We start from the raw sequence: 19,524 nt of genomic DNA on the forward strand, positions 1-19,524 counted from the left end.
GGGAAAAATGTAATGAATACAGTTATTTTTGGATTATCCGTCAGTAATTTTTTATTCTATGGAGGACTTGCAATAATGGCGGCTGCAGCCGCAGCTATGGTGATATGCGCAGTAATATTTACAGTTACCGGACGGAAACTGAAAAGAAAGCTTGAGCAGGAGTACGGAAAACCACAGCGATAGTATTTACGCAGGAACGAGGGGGATAAGATATGTCTCAGATAATTGCAGGCATATATGAAATACAAAGGCAAATTGGTTCGGGGGGAGGCGGAATTGTCTACCTGGGACGTCACTTGCGTTTGGAAAAACAGGTGGTGCTTAAAGCGGACAGGCGTACGTTGGACACCAGGCCTGAAGTACTGCGTCGTGAAGTGGATATGCTCAAGGGCTTAAGCCACAGGTATATCCCGCAGGTTTATGATTTTGTGCAGGAAGATGGTGTCGTATACACCGTCATGGATTTTATTGAAGGGGAAAGCTTTGATAAGCTTCTGGGCAGAGGACTGCTTCCTTCTCAGCCGCAGATAATAAAGTGGGCCTGCCAGCTTTTGGAAGCATTGAGTTATCTTCACAGCCGGCCGCCCTATGGCATTCTTCATGGGGATATTAAGCCGGCCAATATTATGCTTCGGCCGGATGGTGATATCTGCCTCATAGATTATAATATCGCCCTTGCATTAGGGGAAAACGGCGCGGTAAAGGCTGGTTTCAGCAGAGGTTATGCTTCGCCGGAGCATTATGGAGCCGATGAAAATAATCAAAGCCGAAATCCGGCAGTCCGGATATCAAACCGGAAAACTCCGCAGGTCAGCATGACGGAGACAATAAAGGCTGCGGAAACTACGCAGACACTGGGAAAGAAAGTACCGGAGACAGAATGCGCTGCCGGGCATTTCAGTTCCTCCGGCGTGAGCAGTAAAAATGGCGGATATGCGGTAATGCTTGATGTGCGATCCGATATTTACAGTCTTGGCGCCACACTATACCATCTGCTGTCGGGACACCGTCCGGCACAAAATGCTAAGGATGTAACACCCCTGGGAGCGGATGTCTGCAGCCCGGAGGTAGCCGCAATAATACGGAAGGCAATGGAACCTGCCCCGGATATGCGTTTTCAGTCGGCTGAAGAGATGATCAATGCCTTTTTACAGCTTCACAGAAGTGACAGGAGGGTAATCCGGCATAGAAGACGAATGGCTGTTTCAGCGGTTTTGTTGACAATGGTATTCCTGATTGGAGGCATATGCTGCTTCACTGGTCTGAAACAGATGGAACAGCGGCAGGCTGCACTGACGCTGGCTGAATATTCCGCAGATTCCCTGGCTGTGGGAAATGTAACGGATGCAGTAAATAAAGCTTTGCAGGCAATTCCTTCTGGAAGGAGTATATTTGAAGCTCCTGTTACATCCCAGGCGCAAAGGGCGCTGACAGAGGCCTTGGGAGTTTATGATTTGTCAGATGGATTCAAAGCCCTTAAGACCATTGATTTACCTTCCGCACCGCTGAAAATTGAAATCTCTCCCCAAGGTTCCTGTTTGGCCGCAGTATATGCTTATGAAGTAGCACTTTTTGATTTGGATAATCAAAAAAGGTTAGTAACGCTGCCGATACAGAAATCAGCGTTGGCCGATGTGCTTTTTCTAAATGAAAATGAAATCCTTTACGCTGGTGTGGATGGTGTGACGGCCTTTGATTTGGAAACGCTGTCTGTACGATGGACCGGTGAGGTGGCTGCAACGCTGGCGGTTTCCGGTAATCGTGCTATAGCGGCTGCCGTGAACACAGATAGGGATTGTGCGGTTTTATATCGTGTATCGGACGGATGCATAATAGGTGAAAAAGATTTTAAGGGACGGTATTTGCCGGCGGCGGCGAATGATATATTTGCGGATCCGGGAGGCGTCGTTTTTTCGTTGAATGAGGATGGCAGTATGCTTGCAGCCAGCTTTTCAGATGGAGGACTAACGCTTTTTAACCTGGAAAATCCTGAGGAGGATTTGATTATTTATGAAGAATCCGATTATATCCATTTTGAAGGAGGTTTTTGCGGACAATATTTTGCCTTTGCCGCGGATAAAAGCGGCGAATCCATATTCGGTCTGGTTGACATTGCAGAATCCGTTTATATGAACGGATACAGTTCACGTAATAATTTATTGCTTCACGCAGACGAACAGGGAATATATCTTTCCGATGGAAATCTGCTGGTCAGGTTTGATGCACAGACTTTGGAAGAAACAGAAATGGCATATACAGAAAACGTAAATATTACCGCTTTTTCTGTGGATAACGGTTATGTACTTGCAGCCACAGAGGATAATTGCTTTTCTTTTTATGACAGCGGGGCGAATTTAATGTCAACAGAGTCTTGTAATGAAAACTGTGATTTTGTTGTCCTGGCTGGAAATTATGCAGTTGTGGGCAACAGAAATGAGCCTGCGCTGCGTCTTTTGAAACTGGAAAATCACAGTGCGGCGCAGCTGCTTTCCTATGATGCCCGTTATCCTCATGATGAGGCCCGTATCAGTCAGAATGGGCAGACCGCAATGCTTTTCAGTTATCAGGGATTTCGTATCTATAATATGGATGGGGAACTTTTAGCAGAAGCTGAACTACCTGATAAAGAACAGATTTATGATCAGCAGTTTATAAAAAATACGGATGGTTCATGGCTGGAAGTCACTTGGTATGATGGAGCAAAACGCTGTTATAGTGCAGCGGACGGTTTCCTGATATCAGAGGAGGCAGGGGAAGCACCGTCAAAAGATTTATACGAGGAGTTTTATACACAGCAATATAGAATTGCATCGTCCCTTCACGGGGCGCCTGAAGTATATGATTTGGAATCCGGCAGATTGGTGGCTGTCCTGGAGGAAGATGCGTATCTTACGTACGTAACGCAGGTGGAAAATTATATAATTACGGAATATATCAGTGCAGCAGGGGAAAGGTACGGACTTTTGCTGAATGATAATTTTGAGGTACTGGCATATCTGCCCGGACTTTGTGATGTAAAGGAAGGGATGCTTGTATTCGATTATGAATCCGGGAATTTGCGGCAGTGCCGCTTATATTCCCTCGGAGAGCTGTTAGCTCTTGGAGAGACATTGAAATAGAAAAAGAAGGGAAAGGAGAGTTTGCTGACATGAAATTCAACAAACGAGCGCTGGCAGTACTCATGGCGGTACTGCTTATGGTTCCGTCCATGCCGGTCACTGCAACCGGACAAACAGGTTTGGAGACTGTTGTGCAGGAGGAATCATTGGAGGAAGAGGTTGTTCCTGAAAAAGAGGAAGTATCCACGCAGGAAACTGCTTCTGTAGAGGAGGGAACAGGAAATGGAGAAGGAGCCTCGGAAGAGGACTCCGCAGAAAGTAAGGAGGAAAATAGTGCCATAGAAAGTGGCTCTTCTGAAAGTACTTCTACAGAAAGCAACTCTGCAGAAAATAATTCCACAGAAAGCGAAACGGGACATGAAACTTCAACAGAAGAAACAACAGAAGTGACATCAGAAGACAATACCGAAGAGCTTACGGAAGAAACGACAGAAGAGACAACGGAAGAAACCACCGAAGAAGAAACAACGGAAGAAGAGCTGGTAACAGAACCTTCTGAAGAAGTTTTATTTAATACTGGGAATTGTGTATACAGTGTGGTAGGCAGAAAAGACTTTTTGGATTATAAATTGGGAAATGCCTGTTTTGAAGAGGATGGAAGTTATACAATCAATATTCCTGAGGATAATCCATTTTTCCCGTATGAGGTGCAGTTTACTTATAATGGCGAGACAACAAATCAATGGTTCATGTCTCCGGAGGACAGCGTGGAGATAGGAGGCCATACCTTTTATGTATCAGCCTATTTTGATAATACGGCAATAACGCAGATGAGCCTTAAGGTATCGGATCGTACAATCGTAGTGTACCCTGAGAGAAAAGAATTTGTGGACGGGGACGGGGCAATGCCGGCTTCCCTGCTGCCTTTGGAAGAAGAGTGGCTGAATGTTGATTTGTCTGCATATACGCCTGCGGAATTGACAATGGTGTCTGTAGATTCGATTTTTGCAGGAGATAAAGCGCTTAAGGATAGCGATAAGATAGTATGGACTTATAATTATGATGATGACTATACAGTGAGTTCATCGGGAGATTTTCTTGATTTAAGTTACCATACCTACTATTCTTCCTCAAATATGTGGGAAATGATAGTCGGTGATGCCGATCAGTTGGCGGCAGGTAATAAGAGGTATTTTGTAAATGTAAAGGTTAAGGAGTCCAGATCCTGGCTTACACCCACAGTATATATTCAGGATGCGGACGGAAAACGTACCAATATCAGAGTAACCAGAAATGATTATGATGATTATGATGAAGAGGATGGCAGAAAATTGTATGTTTCAGTTCCTTCTGAAGAGATGGGAAGTGAACAGAAGGCATATTTAGGGCTTAATATTAATTCTTCTGTTTTTGCAGACGTAAATTTCTCGTATGCTAAAGTTTACGAGGGAAAGTTTACGAGCGCTGCGGAAGCTGCGTCCGGGACGGATATTACAGATGAAGTATGGAACCAGGATATGTCTAAGGCGGACGCCGGTTATACGGTGACGCGTTATAAGAATCAGTGGTTTACCATAGTTACATATGACGGCAGCGGAAATGTCACAGGCTGCCTGCCGGTGTATATGCGTTTTTCAGCAAGCGGCGATTATTTTAGCAACAGTATGTATGAAAGATCTGAAAGCGGCAGCAATTGGGTTAATGAAACTTCTACAGGCAGTTTTAAGAATGGCTGCTATGAAATAACAACTACTTTGAGGAGCGGATATGCTGCAAATCAGAAATATTATCTGACATTACAGTATTATGAAGGGGGAGCAGAAAGTTCTTCTGCTGTAACCGCAGCCTATGCAGGAAAGTATTCATCAATAGCCGAGGCTTCAGCTGCTGGTGCGGAGGATATTAAAGAGGCTTTGTTTAATGGCAGCTACAATACCGGAGGGTATCTCGAAGACTACAGCGAAGGGGTTTACTTTACTGTTTTTATAGGAAATGATAATGATAGTAAACAAAAGGTTTATCCCTGTCTCATAAAAGCAAAAGAGGGAATAAAAGAAAATGTCGGTCCAAGCAGTGGGACACTCGTTAGTTTTGATGGATTTTATGATAAGAATGGAGAATATGTTAAATCTTATCAGGTTGATGCCAGGGAAGATTCTTATGCTGAATATAACTATCTGACAATTCTGGTCGGAAAGAATGTGGATTTATCCGAGCTGGCACCGATTTTTTATACAGATAAAGGGATACATTTATATACACCAGGGAGTAGTTCTCCAGAAATCAGCGGTAAGAGCGTACATGATTTCTCAAATGGGCCTGTCCAGTATACGGCAGCTGCCGAGGATGGCACCAATTCAAAAAATTATTGGGTACAAGTTGTGAAAACAACAGATGGAGCCGGCTGGCTTTATATGAATAGTTTGGCAGACGAAGATTCGGATACGAAAACTGAGAATGGAATTATATATTCTACCCGCGAAATACTTTTGGATGGATATCATAATAACGTTCATGATATTTTGCTGGCCAATATGGGGACGGAAGCTATTTCTGCATTATCAGTTGATTTAGTATCTGATTCCGTAGAATTAGACAAATATTGGACACTGAGCGGAGATTATGACTTATCAGGCTGTACCACACTTAAAACAACGGCTTCTCATGGAGAATTGCCGAATCTGGCCAAAATCCGTATTAAGGCTAAGGACGGTATAACAGGCACAGCGGATGGCGTATTAACAATTAAATCTGGGAATAAAACATTAATGATACTTACCCTGACTGGTTCTGTAGGAGATCCTTCCATCATTACAAAAGAAATTCCTCAGGCAGTCAAATATGTTCCATATGGAACCATGATACAAAACAGCAATAAATATAGCTGGAATACTGTAAGTTACAGGCTTGTAAGCGGTAAGCTGCCGGCTGGTATGGAAATAAAAGCAAATGGCGAGATATATGGCGTGCCTCGTGAGACTGGAGAATTTACATTTACTGTAATGATGGAAAATGGGTATAATAATTTTGCTTCCAGCACGATGACATATACATTAACGGTATTAGAAAACACGGATCCCAATGTAGAATCTGCGACAGATACAGGATATGATCTGACGGAAAGAATTCAGAATGTAACACCGGATTCCACGTCCGATCAGACACTTGTTTCGCAGGGCATTTATGCAGAATTCGTAGATGTGTATCTTGATGGTGTGAAGTTGGTAAAAGATGTTGATTATACTGCCGAATCGGGCAGCACCAGGATTACAATCAGAAGCCAGACTTTGAAAGCATCCAATAAATCAGGAACACATACCCTGGGTATCGAATTCAGGACGCAGGATACGGATACCTTAAAACGCGCTGCACAGAACTATCAGGTTGAAGGCGGAAATAATCCCGATCAGGGAGGAAATGAAGGTGGAAACAATAATAATGGAAATGGAGGCAGCAGCTCCGACAGCGGAAGCGGAAGTTCTGGTAATAGTACCAACAATCAGGTGAATAATGGAATTGCCGGCAGCGGTACTGTAACTGGTGAAGGTGATGCCGGTAATACAGGCAGCGATTCTTCAGCAGTTGACAGCACTATGGAAAGCATATCCTACACAGTACAGGAAGGCGATACTTTATGGAAGATTGCCGAAAAGTATTATGGTTCCGGAGCATATTGGGAGAAGATTTATCAGGATAATTCAGGCGTAATCAGTAATCCTGATAAAATTTATGCGGGGCAGGTGCTTGTTATACATTTGACGGCAATCAGTAACCCTATGCAAGAACAGGATCCGAATCTGACATATTATACTGTGAAATCAGGCGACAGTCTGTGGAAGATTGCACAGCAGTTTTATGGTCATGGCTGGCATTGGAGAAAAATTTTTATGGCGAATGACTCAATTCCAAATTCCAAGTTTATTTACGAGGGGCAGGTAATCGTCATCCCAGATGTGTAAAGCTGTTGAATAACTATTAGGAAACCGGGCACAGGAAGAGACCCATTTTCCTGTGCCCCTTTTCCATATCCACACCAAATAATATTGACTCTGCCCCCGGGGCACCCCCTATACTCAGTCCTATAAACACCCGGGAGAAAAACAAATGCATCTGTTAAAAACCCTGCTCCATAAAAGAAAATACCTCATATCAACAGCCGTCCTCCTGAACATCCTGTCCGTACTGTGGACCCTGCTCTGGAATATCCAGCTTCGCCATATCATCGATTCAGTGAGCAAAGGGCAGGTAATCCCGGGGAATATGGTGGTAAGGGCGCTTATGCTGATAGCAGCTATCAGCATATTTTCTTTATTGTCCGAAAGCATTTCCGGCCTCTCCTGTGAGGTGATGACACATGATTTACGCATGGGATTTGCCGGCAGACTGGCGGAAATGAGCCTGCCGGAGCTGGAACAGATAAATGCAGGAGAGGAGGTATCCGGATTTCAGAATGAAATCGGGGAAGTATCGGATTACATGACTGAAAATATGGTAAAGCTGGCAGGAGATGCGGTCAGGTTTGCCGGTACCTTAATCCTTCTTTTGTCCGTCTGTCCCCTATTGACGGCCGGAGCCTACCTGCCTGTGGCAGGCATTGTGGCCTATGTATTTTATTCCAGCAAAATAATAGGCCGCCTTACGCAGCAGGAGCAGGAGGCGAGAAAGAAAATGGACGGATATGTGGATATTATTTTAACTCTTTTTCCTATAATACGCATCTATGATGCCGCCGGGCTTCTGTGGGAGAGGTTCCGTGAGGAAAACAGGATATGGGGGCAGGCGGCGGAAAAACGGGAAAAAACAGCAGCGGAATTGATGTCTCTGTCCGCCCTTTTATCCAGCATCCCTGTCCTTTTACTTCTTCTATTGGGCGGATATCTTACACAAAAACAGGTTATAACAACAGGAACACTGTATTTGTTCCTGAATTTATCGGGAAATGTAACTGGTATTATGATGAACATGCCGGGGCATATCGCAGCCTTCCGGAAATTTAAAGCGCATATGGAACGGCTGGAGCCTCATATATCTATGGATCCGGACATCTTCAATAATTTATGAAAATACAGGGGGAAAGCGATATGGAAGCTGCAGCAATCCGGTTGGAAAACGTATCCTTTGGATACCATGGCAGCCAGGTGCTCAGGGAGATAAATTTTTCAGTACAAAAAGGAGAACATATCGGCATCGTTGGTACGAGCGGCTGTGGTAAGAGTACGCTGCTTAAACTGATTTCAGGCCTTTACCGGGTGCAGCAGGGAAAGCTTATGGTGGAGGGGGAAACTGAGGCGGATCAAATCCGAACCAGGGTATCCGTTGTTATGCAGAATCCCGGCCTGTTTCCGGCAACGGTCCGTGAAAATATTTCCTGCGGGCATGAAATGAGCGAGGATAAAATACGTTCCGCCTGTGAAGCGGCCAGGCTTACGGAATGGCTTAAGACTATGCCGGAGGGCCTGGATACTTTTGTGGGTGAACGGGGCCTGGGCGTATCAGGGGGACAGGCCCAGCGGATTGCCATCGCAAGAGCCATTGCCAGGGACGTCCCGGTTTTTCTGCTGGATGAGGCAACCTCGGCATTGGACGGGGATACATCCGGGGATCTGCTTTCTAATCTGGAGGAAATCACGAGAGGAAAAACCGTGGTTCATGTAGCCCACAGGCCGGAGGTTTTAAAGGCCTGTTCTAAAATATGGAGGCTGGAGGGAGGCAGGCTTTATGATCAGACAAATGCGTAAATTGCTTGCGGCTGTCGGAGGCACGGGGGTATTTGCAGTGCTTGTTATTTTAAGAAGCCCCTTTGATACGGTATATATGCTGGTGCAGGCGATATTTTTTGAACGTGCGTTCCGGGCGGTTTCCTGCAGCGATATGGCAATGCTGTCCGATGCCTGTATTCGTTTTGGGATTGCGGCCTGTCTGCTGTTTCTCTATAATGGAACCGTATGGAGCCGGTATGCGGGTTTTTCAGTGCGGACGGAGGCCAGGGTCAGGGAAAAACTGTTTCATAGCATGCTTCAGCTTTCCATGGAAAAGATGGAAGCATTGAGCTATGGAGAGTGGCAGACCAGAATTAACGGTGATGTCAGGCTGGGACTGCACAAGCCGATGCAGTTTCCACATGCCGCCAACGCTTTGGTAAGCATAACGGTTTCTTTTTTTCTTCTGCTGTATGTGAACTGGAATGCGGCGCTTCTTGTGGTGCTGTCCGTATTGCCTCATGTATGGCTGAATCAAATGCTTGTCGCCCGTAAGGCGGCAGCACTCAGAAAACGGTCGCAGGAGGCGGCAGCGGAGAATTTATCGGATATGAATCTGTTCATTGTCTGTGCGGATACTGCCAAATTATATGATGCCTGTGGTTTTTTAGGGAGGCGTTTTCAGAAGAGCAGCAGGGCGCTGATGAGGAATAATTTCAAAATACATTTCAGAAAAGCGCTGGGAAATGCGATGGTTCCCCTTTTCAGCCTTGGCGGATACCTGCTGTTATTGTATGTGGGTTCCGGCCTGATTGCCGCCGGGCGGCTGGATTTCGGAGGGCTGACCGCGCTCATGCAGTACCGGGGAGGCTTTTTGAAGGGAATTTTTATGCTGATTGCCTGCATTGTTTCGATGAAGGAAGGAATGGCAGGAATACGGCGGGTGAATGAAACCATAGATATGGGAAATAGCTCGAAGGAGAATTGACAAAGGAGAGACGGATGGAAGAGCATTTAATGAAAATCGGCGAAATCGCGGCATTTTTTAATGTATCGGTGAAGGCTGTCCGCATTTATGAGAAAAAGGGGATCATTCGGCCTGCGAGGATAGATAAGCAGACCGGCTATCGCTATTACACTGCGGATCAGGTGCAGCAGCTGAATGCATTAATTGAACTGAAGGGGCTTGGTTTTTCTCTGAATGAGATCCGGGAAATTATGCAGGGGAAAGGGATGGATAGCAGGAGGCTGGCAGAATGCCTGCTGCAGAAAAAAATGCGCTGGAAGGAGAGCATCAGTGCTGCGGAAAATAAAATTTCAGAGCTTGACAGCATAATACAAAGGCTGTCCGGCAGCCGGGATACCGCAGAAATGTCTGAGATGACGGAGGAGGAACGCGCCTGGTATCTGGTGAAAATGGTCTGTGTGGAGGATACGGCCGCACAGAGCGCTATAAGTGAGGCAATCTGGCTTTAGTGACCGGAATGGGAAAAACAACATTCACAGGCATCATGTGACAGGCGGTGAATTCTGCCTGCCGGATGGAAAAGGAATTTTACAATAAACGGCCGTGATATATGGTATGCCCGGAAGAACTGCCAGCCATAATCCGGATTTGCGAAAGTCCGTCAAATAAGGTATGATAACCCTGTAACAGAAGCTGTCACTACTCATCTTAAAGGAGGTTCCGATACAAAATGAATATCGAACTCAAAGAAAACACCCTGACCCCGGAAGAATTCATCCGTCTCCGCGTTGACGCGGGCTTCATGGAGGTCCCATATGCGCAGGCGGAAAAAGCCCTGGAAAACGGACTTTTTACAGTATCAGCCTATCATGAGGAAAAGCTGATAGGCATGGGGCGTCTCGTAGGAGACGGCAGCATGTACTGGTATATCCAGGATGTGGCCGTGCTTCCCGAATACCAGAGAAAAGGCATTGGCAGCGCCATTGTGGAAAGGCTCATCAGCCATGTGCAGGGCAGCCTGACCGCTCCCTGGGCTTCCATTGGCCTGACAGCCCGCAAGGGCAAAGAACCTTTTTATGAAAAACTGGGATTTACAAGACTTCCCAACGATGGATGCGGCGCAGGTATGAGAAAAGGAATCACAGCTTCTGAATAACCCGCTGCGGAAAGGCTTTTACGGAAGGAGTCTGTATGAACCGGTTTTATCAAATGTATCAGCCCCATACAGCGGCGCCATACAGAAGTGGCGAAGGCTACAGGGAAATTCCGCCCTGCGGTGGGCTTCAACCCTACGTAAAATGCTTCTGGGGAACAGACAGTCCTCTGGCAGACACTGGGATAATACAGGAAGGGCTGATTGTTCCCGACACCTGCATGGATATTATTTTTCAGGTAAGCCACACCAACAATAATATATCCGGCAAATTCGTTGGCATTAATAATGAAGCTTTTTATTCTGCAGGACTGCCGAAGGAGAGCGGTAGACCGGAAATCCGCTCCACCTTCGGCATCCGTTTTTTCGCCTGGAGCGCGGTCCTTTTTTCCGGGGACTCCATGGTGGAGGTGAAGAATAACGTGTTTGACGTCCGCCGGCATTATGCCGGGATCCAAAAGGCCGTTGAACCGCTTCTGTTCGATATCCCAACCCTGGAGGGGCGTTCCAGGGCGGCGGAAAAAATCCTTCTTAAGCAGCTGAATGAAAAGCGGCACAATACCTATCTGGAGACGGCGGTTTACCATACCCTGAAGCAGAAAGGAAATCTGAAAACTGCCGGACTTGCGGATCAGGTATTTATCAGCAATCGGCAGCTGGAACGGGTGTTCCGGGAATATATGGGGATCTCTCCCAAACAGTTTGCCTCGCTGGTGCGCTACCAGAACCTGTGGAATGAACTGTTGACCGCTCCGGCCTTTGATGTGATGGAGGCTGTCCGGCGTTACGGCTTTTCCGATCAGTCCCACCTTCTTCATGAATTTAAAAAATATCACACCATGCGGCCGGAGGAGGCCAGGCGGTATGCGCGCAGTCAGTTCACCGGGGGAAAATGAGGGTGCCGCCATGCCGCAAATTTACAATACCGGCTGACATGTCGTAAATTTACAATACCTGCCGCGATGTCCATGGTATAATAGCCGAAAAAAGCAGGAGGATACCCCTTTGATAGCATTGAATAAACTGACGGAAATTAAGTACTGGATGCACAGAAACGCCAGGGAGGTGGAGCTGAGTCTCTGGAATTATTTTTTTGAAAACGGGAGCCGCCGGGACGTGGCGGACGCCCTTTCCTGGTACCAGAATGAGGACGGCGGCTTTGGATATGCCCTGGATGCCGATAACTGGAACCCTGATTCCAACCCTTATCAGACCTCCATGGCGATCCGTATATTGAGGAATATAGGTTTTACGGATATGGAACACCCCGTCTGCCAGGGGATTTTCAGGTATCTGTACAGCGAAAAGGATCTGATGGATTACGGCTGGCGCTTCTGCATTCCCACAAATGATAATTTCCCCCATGCGCCCTGGTGGCAGTATGATGAAGAGAGGAATCTTGTGGAAAGCATCGGCCCCACCTGCGACATTGCGACGTTTATCCTGAAATATATGGATCCCGGATCCGAACTGTACAGGAAGACGGAAAAAATAACAAATCAGCTGCTTACCGGCTTTCAGGACTGTGAGAATTTCGGGGATATGGGCATCGCCGGATTTATGGGGATGGTTGAAACGCTGAAGGAGCTTAAGTATGGAGACTATGATTACGATGCCTTTTGGGAAAAAATAAAAATCCTGGTGAAAAATTCCATAGAAACAGATGTCTCCAAATGGGCTTACTACGGTGTCCGCCCCTCCAACTACATCATCGGGCCGCAGAGCGCCTGCTATGAGGATAACAAAGAAATCGTTGAAAAGGAGCTGGACTACCTGGAGCAGACCCTGCCGGAGAACGGTGTCTGGGGAATTACATGGACCTGGTTTGATAACAATGAAAAATATGCGAAGGAATTTGCCATCAGTGAAAACTGGTGGAAGGCGGCCGCCGCAGTGGACAAGCTTGTGCTGCTGAAAAACTTCGGCCGCCTGGAAACGGGACAGGGCAGATAACATATAAACAGGCGGTACAGGGCGGCAAAGTGATGCATGGGAGATATGTATATATCACTTTGCCGCCCTGTCTGTCACAGTAATCCGAATGCCTCTGCCATAGAGAGCAGCAGATTCCCGACTCCGTGAACCATCCATCCGGGAAGGATGGAGCCGCCTGCTGCTTTTTCTGCCATCCATCCGAGAAGCCAGCCGCTGAAGCCAGTAATCAGCGTAATTATGAGCGCTTTCAGCGGTGTGGTCACCAGAAAAAACATGGCTCCGTGCAGGAGGCCGAATACCAGTCCCTGCAGCAGATTGCCCGTGGCAAAGCCGAAGCGGCTGATAAGCCTTTTGGCGAGGAAGCCGCGGAAGAGAATTTCCTCGGAGAGTCCGGTCTGGATGATTCCGAAAAGAAAAGCAGAGGGAAATGCGCTCCAGCCCATTCCGGCGTAGGAGCTTTGTACTGTTGCCCCGGCAGGCAGCAGGTGAGGGATCCACCAAAGCTGTGAAACCAGGCAGAGAAGGAAAAAGAAGAGGATGCCGCCGATAACCTTCGGCCAGCTTCCTTTGACTGCCTTTAACCCAATCCATGAAAAGAAGCTCTCCTTTCTGCGGGCCGTGAAAAACCACCAGAGGAAGGGAAGGAGAGAAAAAATAATGACCTGGAAAATAACCTCGGACAGCATGGATAAAAGCTTCATTCATTTTGCCCGATCTACAGAATACAGAAAAAATTCCATTTCTGTATTCCTGAAATTCTTAGTAGTTTTATCAATAATTTTCATCCCATTCCGGACAGCGACATTTTGAGAAGCTATATGTGTGTCCCGAATCATAGAGCAGACGCTGTCCGCATTAAGGACTGTGAACGCATATTCCCTGCACGCGATTGCCGCTTCCGTTGCATAACCTTTATGCCAGTACGCCTTCTGAAACAAATACCCTATTTCTAAAAGTTCTTTGCCTTTCCAGGGCTGTAGTGTCAGGCCGCACTGCCCAATCATCGCATTTGTTTCTTTTAATACAACAGCCCAAAGCCCAAAACCATAATCTTCATATCTTTTTAAATGTCTGTTCAACCAATTTTGTGCTTCCTCCGGGCTGAATGCACTTTCATAAGCAGCACTCATCACCTCTTCATCACATAATATCCTGCACAATGCATCATAATCGGATTGCTGCATTTCCCTGATGATAAGACGTTTTGTTTCTATTAAAAATTGGGGGTTTACCATATGACACCTCCGCAAATTCAACTATAAAACAACAGCAGCCCTGCCTTTCCCGGCTTGCAGGGAAAACCTGACCTGCTGAACAGTTACCTTATTTTTTCATAAGGCTCTCAGCTTTTCCATTCGTTTCCGGAAAAAACAGCATGGCTGATGCCGTAAACCTTCCTTCTGATACCTCGCAATGAAAAGTCCCTTCGTATTTTCGGACAGCCGCCTCCACACTTTTCAGCCCCCAGCCATGTAAAAGCTTATTTTTCTTGGAAGTAGGAAAAAAGCCCTTTCTTTTTATCCGGATATCGGGACAGGGATTGCTGGCCTGAATCAGGATAAAATGATTAATCCGCCTCAGGGTGAGCTGAATTGCGCCCTCCGGAGGCTGTTCCCCGCGCTGTCTGCGTTTCCGGTCCATGGCTTCCAGACAGTTGTCCAGCAGATTGGAGAGGATGGTGCAGAAATCGTCGGAAGCGATTCCTGTATTATAAGGAAGCTGGGCGTTGATATCCATTGTATATCCTTTTTCCTCGGCCAGCTGTTTTTTCTGGTTAATAATAGCGTCCACAATATCCACGCCGGTCCAGACGCAGCCGGACAGCTCCTGTACCGGGCGCGCCGCATGGGCGATATAAGCCCGGATTTTTTCGTTTTCCCCTCTTTCCGCCAGGTGGTAGATAACCTGCAGATGATGGTTCATGTCGTGAAAAAGCTGGGCGTTCGCCGCATAATTTTTCTGAAGTATTTCATATTGCCGGTGCAGAAGCCGGTTCTTTTCCTCCGCTTCCTTCAGCAGTTCCGTTTTTCTCATTTTCATTCTTTTCCGCCGTCCTTATGCTGTGTCTGTGGATTCGTGCGTTAAATGTGCTGTTTCCAGAAGCTGAGCAGATGCTCTTTCAGCACGGGCATCCTCGCCTGGCTGACCGGAAGCCTGGTGCCGTCCCTGAGGATGCAGCCGCCGGCCTTTACGCTCATGACATGGGAGAGATTGACGATGAAGCCTCTGTCGATAAACAGGAAATCATCAGGATTTAATTCCTCGTAGATTTCCTGGAGGGTTTTCCTTACCTTGAATTCCGTGTGCTCCGCGCCGCCGCTTTTCCCGGTATTTTCCGGGGCTGGCAGATCCGTGACAAGCAGGGAATTCTTTTCCACATGTTGGATATAGAGAAGATTTTTCAGCGGGATGCGTTCCAGCCTGTTCTGATTGCTGATAATATAGGACTGGGACTGCTGAAGCTGTATGGCGGCGGCCGCGTCCAGAAGCGCGTGCTCCAGGCGGCCATCCATATTATTTTTAGGTATATAGCGGAAGGTGGACAGCTCATAGGCGTCCAGCGCAAATTCCACATGGGAGGTAATGAAGATCAGGAGGGCGTCCGGAAGCAGCTGCCTGAGGCGGGAGGCCAGCTCAAGGCCGTCCATGCCGGGCATTTCAATATCCAGAAGGAGGAGATCGAACCTTTTCCCGTCCTCCGCTTCATACAGAAGGTTTTGGCCGCCGGTAAATGCCTGTATTTCAGCAAAAATTAAGTTTTCCGAAAAACACCTGCGCACCTTTTCCTCCAGCGTATCCAGCAGTACCGGTTCATCGTCGCAAAGTCCTACCTGAAGCATGAAAATGGCTCCTTTCTGATTTCCTGTGTTTATTATAGGTCATCTGCGCAGCTTCCGGCAAGGACAGTTTAAGGACAAAGTGCCCCTGTTCGGGGAAACTGCATCCGCAGCAGGAAAGAATCAGATATAATAGCCTTACCATATAACAAAGCGGCGAAGGAGGATGTACCGTTGAAAATCCCAAATAAAAAATACAACATAAAAACAGCGGTAAAAAACAATTTTTATATGCTCAAGCTTGCCATGGAGCTGTGTCCCGGCCGGGTTCTGTGTTCCGGGCTGGTCTGTCTTTCAGGCTATTTTTCCTGGCTGTTTTTCAGCGGCTTTTTTTTGAAAAAGCTTGTTTCCATGCTGGAGGAAAACAGAAGCTACCCGGAGATTTTAGGATTCCTGGCAGGGACGATAGGCCTGTTCTTTTTCCTGAGCCTGTTTGAAAACTGGTATGAGGAACGTCTGAAGCCGCTGGCTGACGTGGATGTCTATCAGGGGCTGTACCGGAGGCTGTATGAAAAGGTCTGCAATATGGAGCTGGCCTGTTTTGAGGACAGTGAATTTTACAACCGTTATCTTCTGGCTATGGAGGATACGGATAAAAGGCTACTGCAGATGGTGGACAATATCTGGCAGATCGTGTTTGGGACGGCTGCGGTTGCGGTGTCCTGGGTGATGCTGTTTTCTTTGGACAAATGGGCAATTTTATTCGTGCTCGGCCCTGTTATCGGGAATTTTGTGTTTGCGGCGGCGTTGAACCGTATTTCCTACCGGATGTATGAGGAATCAGCTATTTTCAAAAGGATTGCAGATTATGTCAACCGGGTGGTCCACCTGTCCGACTATGCGAAGGAAATCCGCCTTACCGGTATTTTTCATGTCATGCAGAAAAAACACCGGGAGTCTGTGGAAGGAATGACAAAGGTTATTGATAAATATGCCCTGCGCAGTATTTTAAATGGATGGGGTTATCTGTATTTTACTTTTACCATCATGTTTGAGGGAGTTATTTTTTACGGCGCATACCGGACAATGGTGGCGGGAACCATGAAGCTTTCGGAATATTCCGTACTGAGCAGCCTTATGGTGGCGGTCAGCTGGATTCTGATCGGCTATTCCAATTCCCTCACCGACAGCTTTAAACAGGGGATGTACATAGCCAATCTGCGCGCCTTCATGGAATACGAGCCGGGAATGCCGGAGGATTCGGACGGCGTGCCCGCGCCGGAAAGGGTGGAACGGATTGAATTTCAGAATGTGAGCTTTTCCTATCGTACCGGCGGACCGGTGCTCAAGCGGGTGAGCTTTACGATTCAGGCAGGGGTAACCTGTGCCATTGCAGGCTATAACGGCGCCGGGAAAACTACGCTGATCAAGCTGCTTTTACGCCTGTATGACCCGACGGAGGGCAGGATACTGGTCAATGGCCGGGATATCCGGGAATACAACCTGCGTTCCTACCGCCGCCTGTTTGCCATCGCGTTTCAGGATGGGAAAATCCTGGCGCGATCTGTGAGAGACAACGTCAGCATGGGGGAAAAAATTTCGGAGGAAAGGATTTGGCAGGCGCTTAAGCTGGCCGGAACCGACAAAACAATAGAAGCGCTTACCTGTGGGCTAGATACAGTGCTGACAAAGGAATTTACGGAGGACGGCGCCGTGCTGTCCGGCGGGCAGGCCCAGAAAATCATTGCAGCAAGAGCGTTCGTACAGGACTCCCCGGTTATGGTGTTTGACGAACCCTCCAGCGCCCTTGACCCGATTGCGGAATATGAGCTGTTTCAAAGCATCAGCAGGGCAAAGCAGGATAAGCTGCTCGTATTTATATCCCACAGGCTTTCCTCCGTTCAGAATGCGGATCAGATACTGCTTCTTGGCGGCGGGCATCTGATGGAGGAGGGAAGCCATCTGGAGCTGATGCGCAGAAACGGGGAATATGCCGCCCTGTACCGTATGCAGGCCAGAAATTACCAGGCGGTCTGGGAAGAAGAGGATTGGGCTGGGGGGAGTATTTTTACAGAGCATCTCAGTGGAGGAAAGGAGGCGGCAGAAGGTGGAAGATAAAAAAATTACCATGAAGGAAGCCCTTGAAAGGCAGCTTTATTTTTTCCGGTTCTGCTTCAAAGCATCGCCGGGACATTTCCTCATACATGTATTGGGCTCAATCAAAGTGGAAGCCTTTATTTTTCTGGAGCATACCTGGTGGATTGGCTATAACCTGCGGGCGGTGGAGGAAGGGATGCCCTTTTCAAAGCTGGCGGTATCAACGTTGCTTATATTTATTCTGTTCATTTTCCATCAGCTGACGGATGCGGTTTATAATCAGTGGTCTTCCGTAAAGCTGAAGCCGCTGCTGTATCAGAAGCTCAGGGAAGAAATTTATGAAAAGGCCAGGCAGATGGATCTTGCCTGCTATGATAACCCGGCTTTCTATAACGAATTTATTTTATCAACCACGGAAGCAGACCGCTGCGTAGATCGGTTCCTGGAGGATGTCTATACCTTTTTCCGGCGGATGACGGGGGCTGTGATATTCTTCCTTTTCCTCTGCGGCAACAGCGGCGAAGGGCTTCTGATAGCCGGGGCCGGGCTGGCAATTACGTTGTTGTCAGGAAAACTGTATTATGCCCTGCAGGCCAGGCTGCGGCTGGAAATAAATCCGGCGGAGCGCAGAAGAGCCTACAGCCACAGAGTTTTTTACCTCCTGGATTACGCAAAAGAACTGCGGCTGCATGAAAGGGTGAAGGATTTATTATTGAAGGATTTTTATGAATGCAGCAGGGATATCCGTCAGACCAGCATGAAATATGGCAGACGGCTCTGGCTTTTGGGCTTCCTCAAGGACTTTATCGCAGGAGAGTTTCTGGTTTATGGGGTGTATGCCGCATGGCTTCTGTGGAAGATGACTGTGGAAAAGCGTGTCTCCGTCAGTGAAATGGTCATTCTGTTCTATGCGGTCAGAAGCCTTAGCAGCTGCTGCAGCCAGCTGGCGGGAATGTATCCCAAAATGAGACTGAACAGTGTATTTATAGAAAAAATAAGGAAGTTTCTGGAGTACCGCCCGCAGATAAAAAGCGGCAGTATTCCCGTGAAGGATGCCTGGGAGAGCCTGCGGCTGTCACATGTTGATTTTTCCTATTCCCAGGGAGGAGGGCAGGTGCTTAAGGACATTAACATGGAGATCCGGAGGGGACAGAAAATCGCGCTGGTGGGATACAACGGAGCCGGAAAATCCACATTGATCAAGCTGATTATGCGGCTGTACGATCCGGACAGCGGCGAAATTACTCGCAACAACGAGGATATCCGCAGTCTTGATTTAGCCGGTTACCGATCACAGATCGGCGCAGTTTTTCAGGATTATAAAATCTATGCGGCATCGCTTCGGGAGAATGTGGTGATGGACCTGTGTGCCATGGATAAAAAGGAAACCTATGAGGTGGAAAAATCGTTATATGACGCACGTTTTACCCTCACCGACAGAAAATTAAAGTACCAGACGGAGACGCCGCTTACTACGGAATTTGAAAAGGACGGTGTGAACCTGTCCGGCGGCGAGAGCCAGAAGGTGGCGATTGCCAGGGCCTTATACCGGAAAAATGATCTTATCATTATGGATGAACCCTCCAGCGCCCTGGACCCTATGGCGGAATACCAGTTAAATAAGGCGCTGCGTGAAATCGCCGCGGATAAAACGGTAGTTTTCATCTCCCACCGTCTGTCCACCACCAGGGATGCCGACTGCATTTATATGATGGAGGACGGAAGGATTGTGGAGCAGGGCACTCACAGCCAGCTGCTGGCCGGAAACGGCAAGTATGCACAAATGTGGAATGCGCAGGCCGGCCGGTACTGCTGAACGGAAAATACGTGCCGGCTG

Annotated in this window: 16 protein-coding genes; 12 read left to right on the forward strand and 4 right to left on the reverse strand. The window is 47.5% G+C overall.

Annotated features, from left to right (window positions below; translation table 11 throughout):
* Positions 1-12: 12 nt before the first annotated feature.
* The 10 genes from DXC51_RS29505 (at position 13) to DXC51_RS10775 (ending at position 12,831) form a co-directional block, all read left to right on the forward strand.
* The gene (locus tag DXC51_RS29505; protein ID WP_181970078.1) at positions 13-183 is read left to right on the forward strand and encodes a hypothetical protein; all 171 of its coding nucleotides are present in this window, start codon (positions 13-15) and stop codon (positions 181-183) included.
* Positions 184-212: 29 nt separating this feature from the next.
* The gene (locus DXC51_RS10735) at positions 213-3,119 is read left to right on the forward strand and encodes a serine/threonine protein kinase (RefSeq protein ID WP_117544513.1); all 2,907 of its coding nucleotides are present in this window, start codon (positions 213-215) and stop codon (positions 3,117-3,119) included.
* Positions 3,120-3,148: 29 nt separating this feature from the next.
* On the forward strand, positions 3,149-7,018 hold the full coding sequence (locus DXC51_RS10740; protein WP_117544514.1) for a LysM peptidoglycan-binding domain-containing protein: 3,870 nt from the start codon (positions 3,149-3,151) through the stop codon (positions 7,016-7,018).
* A 145-nt stretch (positions 7,019-7,163) separates the two neighbouring features.
* Entirely contained in the window at positions 7,164-8,120 is a 957-nt protein-coding gene (locus DXC51_RS10745) for an ABC transporter transmembrane domain-containing protein (protein ID WP_117544515.1), read from the forward strand.
* A 20-nt stretch (positions 8,121-8,140) separates the two neighbouring features.
* The gene (locus DXC51_RS10750) at positions 8,141-8,797 is read left to right on the forward strand and encodes an ATP-binding cassette domain-containing protein (RefSeq protein WP_181970079.1); all 657 of its coding nucleotides are present in this window, start codon (positions 8,141-8,143) and stop codon (positions 8,795-8,797) included.
* Entirely contained in the window at positions 8,778-9,746 is a 969-nt protein-coding gene (locus DXC51_RS10755; protein ID WP_117544517.1) for an ABC transporter transmembrane domain-containing protein, read from the forward strand. Before DXC51_RS10750 ends, DXC51_RS10755 begins: the two co-directional genes overlap by 20 nt.
* A gap of 14 nt (positions 9,747-9,760) precedes the next feature.
* Positions 9,761-10,234 (forward strand): MerR family transcriptional regulator, encoded by a 474-nt coding sequence (locus tag DXC51_RS10760; protein ID WP_117544518.1) that lies wholly within the window; start codon positions 9,761-9,763, stop codon positions 10,232-10,234.
* Positions 10,235-10,455: 221 nt separating this feature from the next.
* Positions 10,456-10,881, forward strand: coding sequence for a GNAT family N-acetyltransferase (locus tag DXC51_RS10765; protein WP_117544519.1), 426 nt, complete (start codon positions 10,456-10,458; stop codon positions 10,879-10,881).
* 35 nt (positions 10,882-10,916) lie between these two features.
* The gene (locus tag DXC51_RS10770) at positions 10,917-11,774 is read left to right on the forward strand and encodes a helix-turn-helix domain-containing protein (RefSeq protein WP_117544520.1); all 858 of its coding nucleotides are present in this window, start codon (positions 10,917-10,919) and stop codon (positions 11,772-11,774) included.
* A 109-nt stretch (positions 11,775-11,883) separates the two neighbouring features.
* On the forward strand, positions 11,884-12,831 hold the full coding sequence (locus tag DXC51_RS10775; RefSeq protein ID WP_243003177.1) for a hypothetical protein: 948 nt from the start codon (positions 11,884-11,886) through the stop codon (positions 12,829-12,831).
* Positions 12,832-12,905: 74 nt separating this feature from the next.
* Here DXC51_RS10775 and DXC51_RS10780 read toward each other — a convergent pair whose 3' ends face one another.
* The 4 genes from DXC51_RS10780 to DXC51_RS10795 form a co-directional block, all read right to left on the reverse strand.
* Positions 12,906-13,514 (reverse strand): CPBP family intramembrane glutamic endopeptidase, encoded by a 609-nt coding sequence (locus DXC51_RS10780; protein ID WP_117544521.1) that lies wholly within the window; start codon positions 13,512-13,514, stop codon positions 12,906-12,908.
* Positions 13,515-14,048, reverse strand: coding sequence for a GNAT family N-acetyltransferase (locus tag DXC51_RS10785; RefSeq protein ID WP_117544522.1), 534 nt, complete (start codon positions 14,046-14,048; stop codon positions 13,515-13,517).
* Positions 14,049-14,136: 88 nt separating this feature from the next.
* Positions 14,137-14,853, reverse strand: coding sequence for a sensor histidine kinase (locus DXC51_RS10790; protein ID WP_117544523.1), 717 nt, complete (start codon positions 14,851-14,853; stop codon positions 14,137-14,139).
* A gap of 41 nt (positions 14,854-14,894) precedes the next feature.
* A complete protein-coding gene (locus DXC51_RS10795) occupies positions 14,895-15,653 on the reverse strand; it encodes a LytR/AlgR family response regulator transcription factor (RefSeq protein WP_117544524.1) in 759 nt (252 codons plus the stop codon).
* 171 nt (positions 15,654-15,824) lie between these two features.
* On the opposite strand from DXC51_RS10795, the gene DXC51_RS10800 reads away from it, so the two are divergent.
* The gene (locus tag DXC51_RS10800; protein ID WP_117544525.1) at positions 15,825-17,708 is read left to right on the forward strand and encodes an ABC transporter ATP-binding protein; all 1,884 of its coding nucleotides are present in this window, start codon (positions 15,825-15,827) and stop codon (positions 17,706-17,708) included.
* Complete coding sequence (locus DXC51_RS10805) at positions 17,698-19,503, forward strand: ABC transporter ATP-binding protein (protein WP_181970080.1); 1,806 nt, start codon at positions 17,698-17,700, stop codon at positions 19,501-19,503. Before DXC51_RS10800 ends, DXC51_RS10805 begins: the two co-directional genes overlap by 11 nt.
* Positions 19,504-19,524: the final 21 nt, after the last annotated feature.

Source organism: Eisenbergiella massiliensis (genome assembly GCF_003435485.1).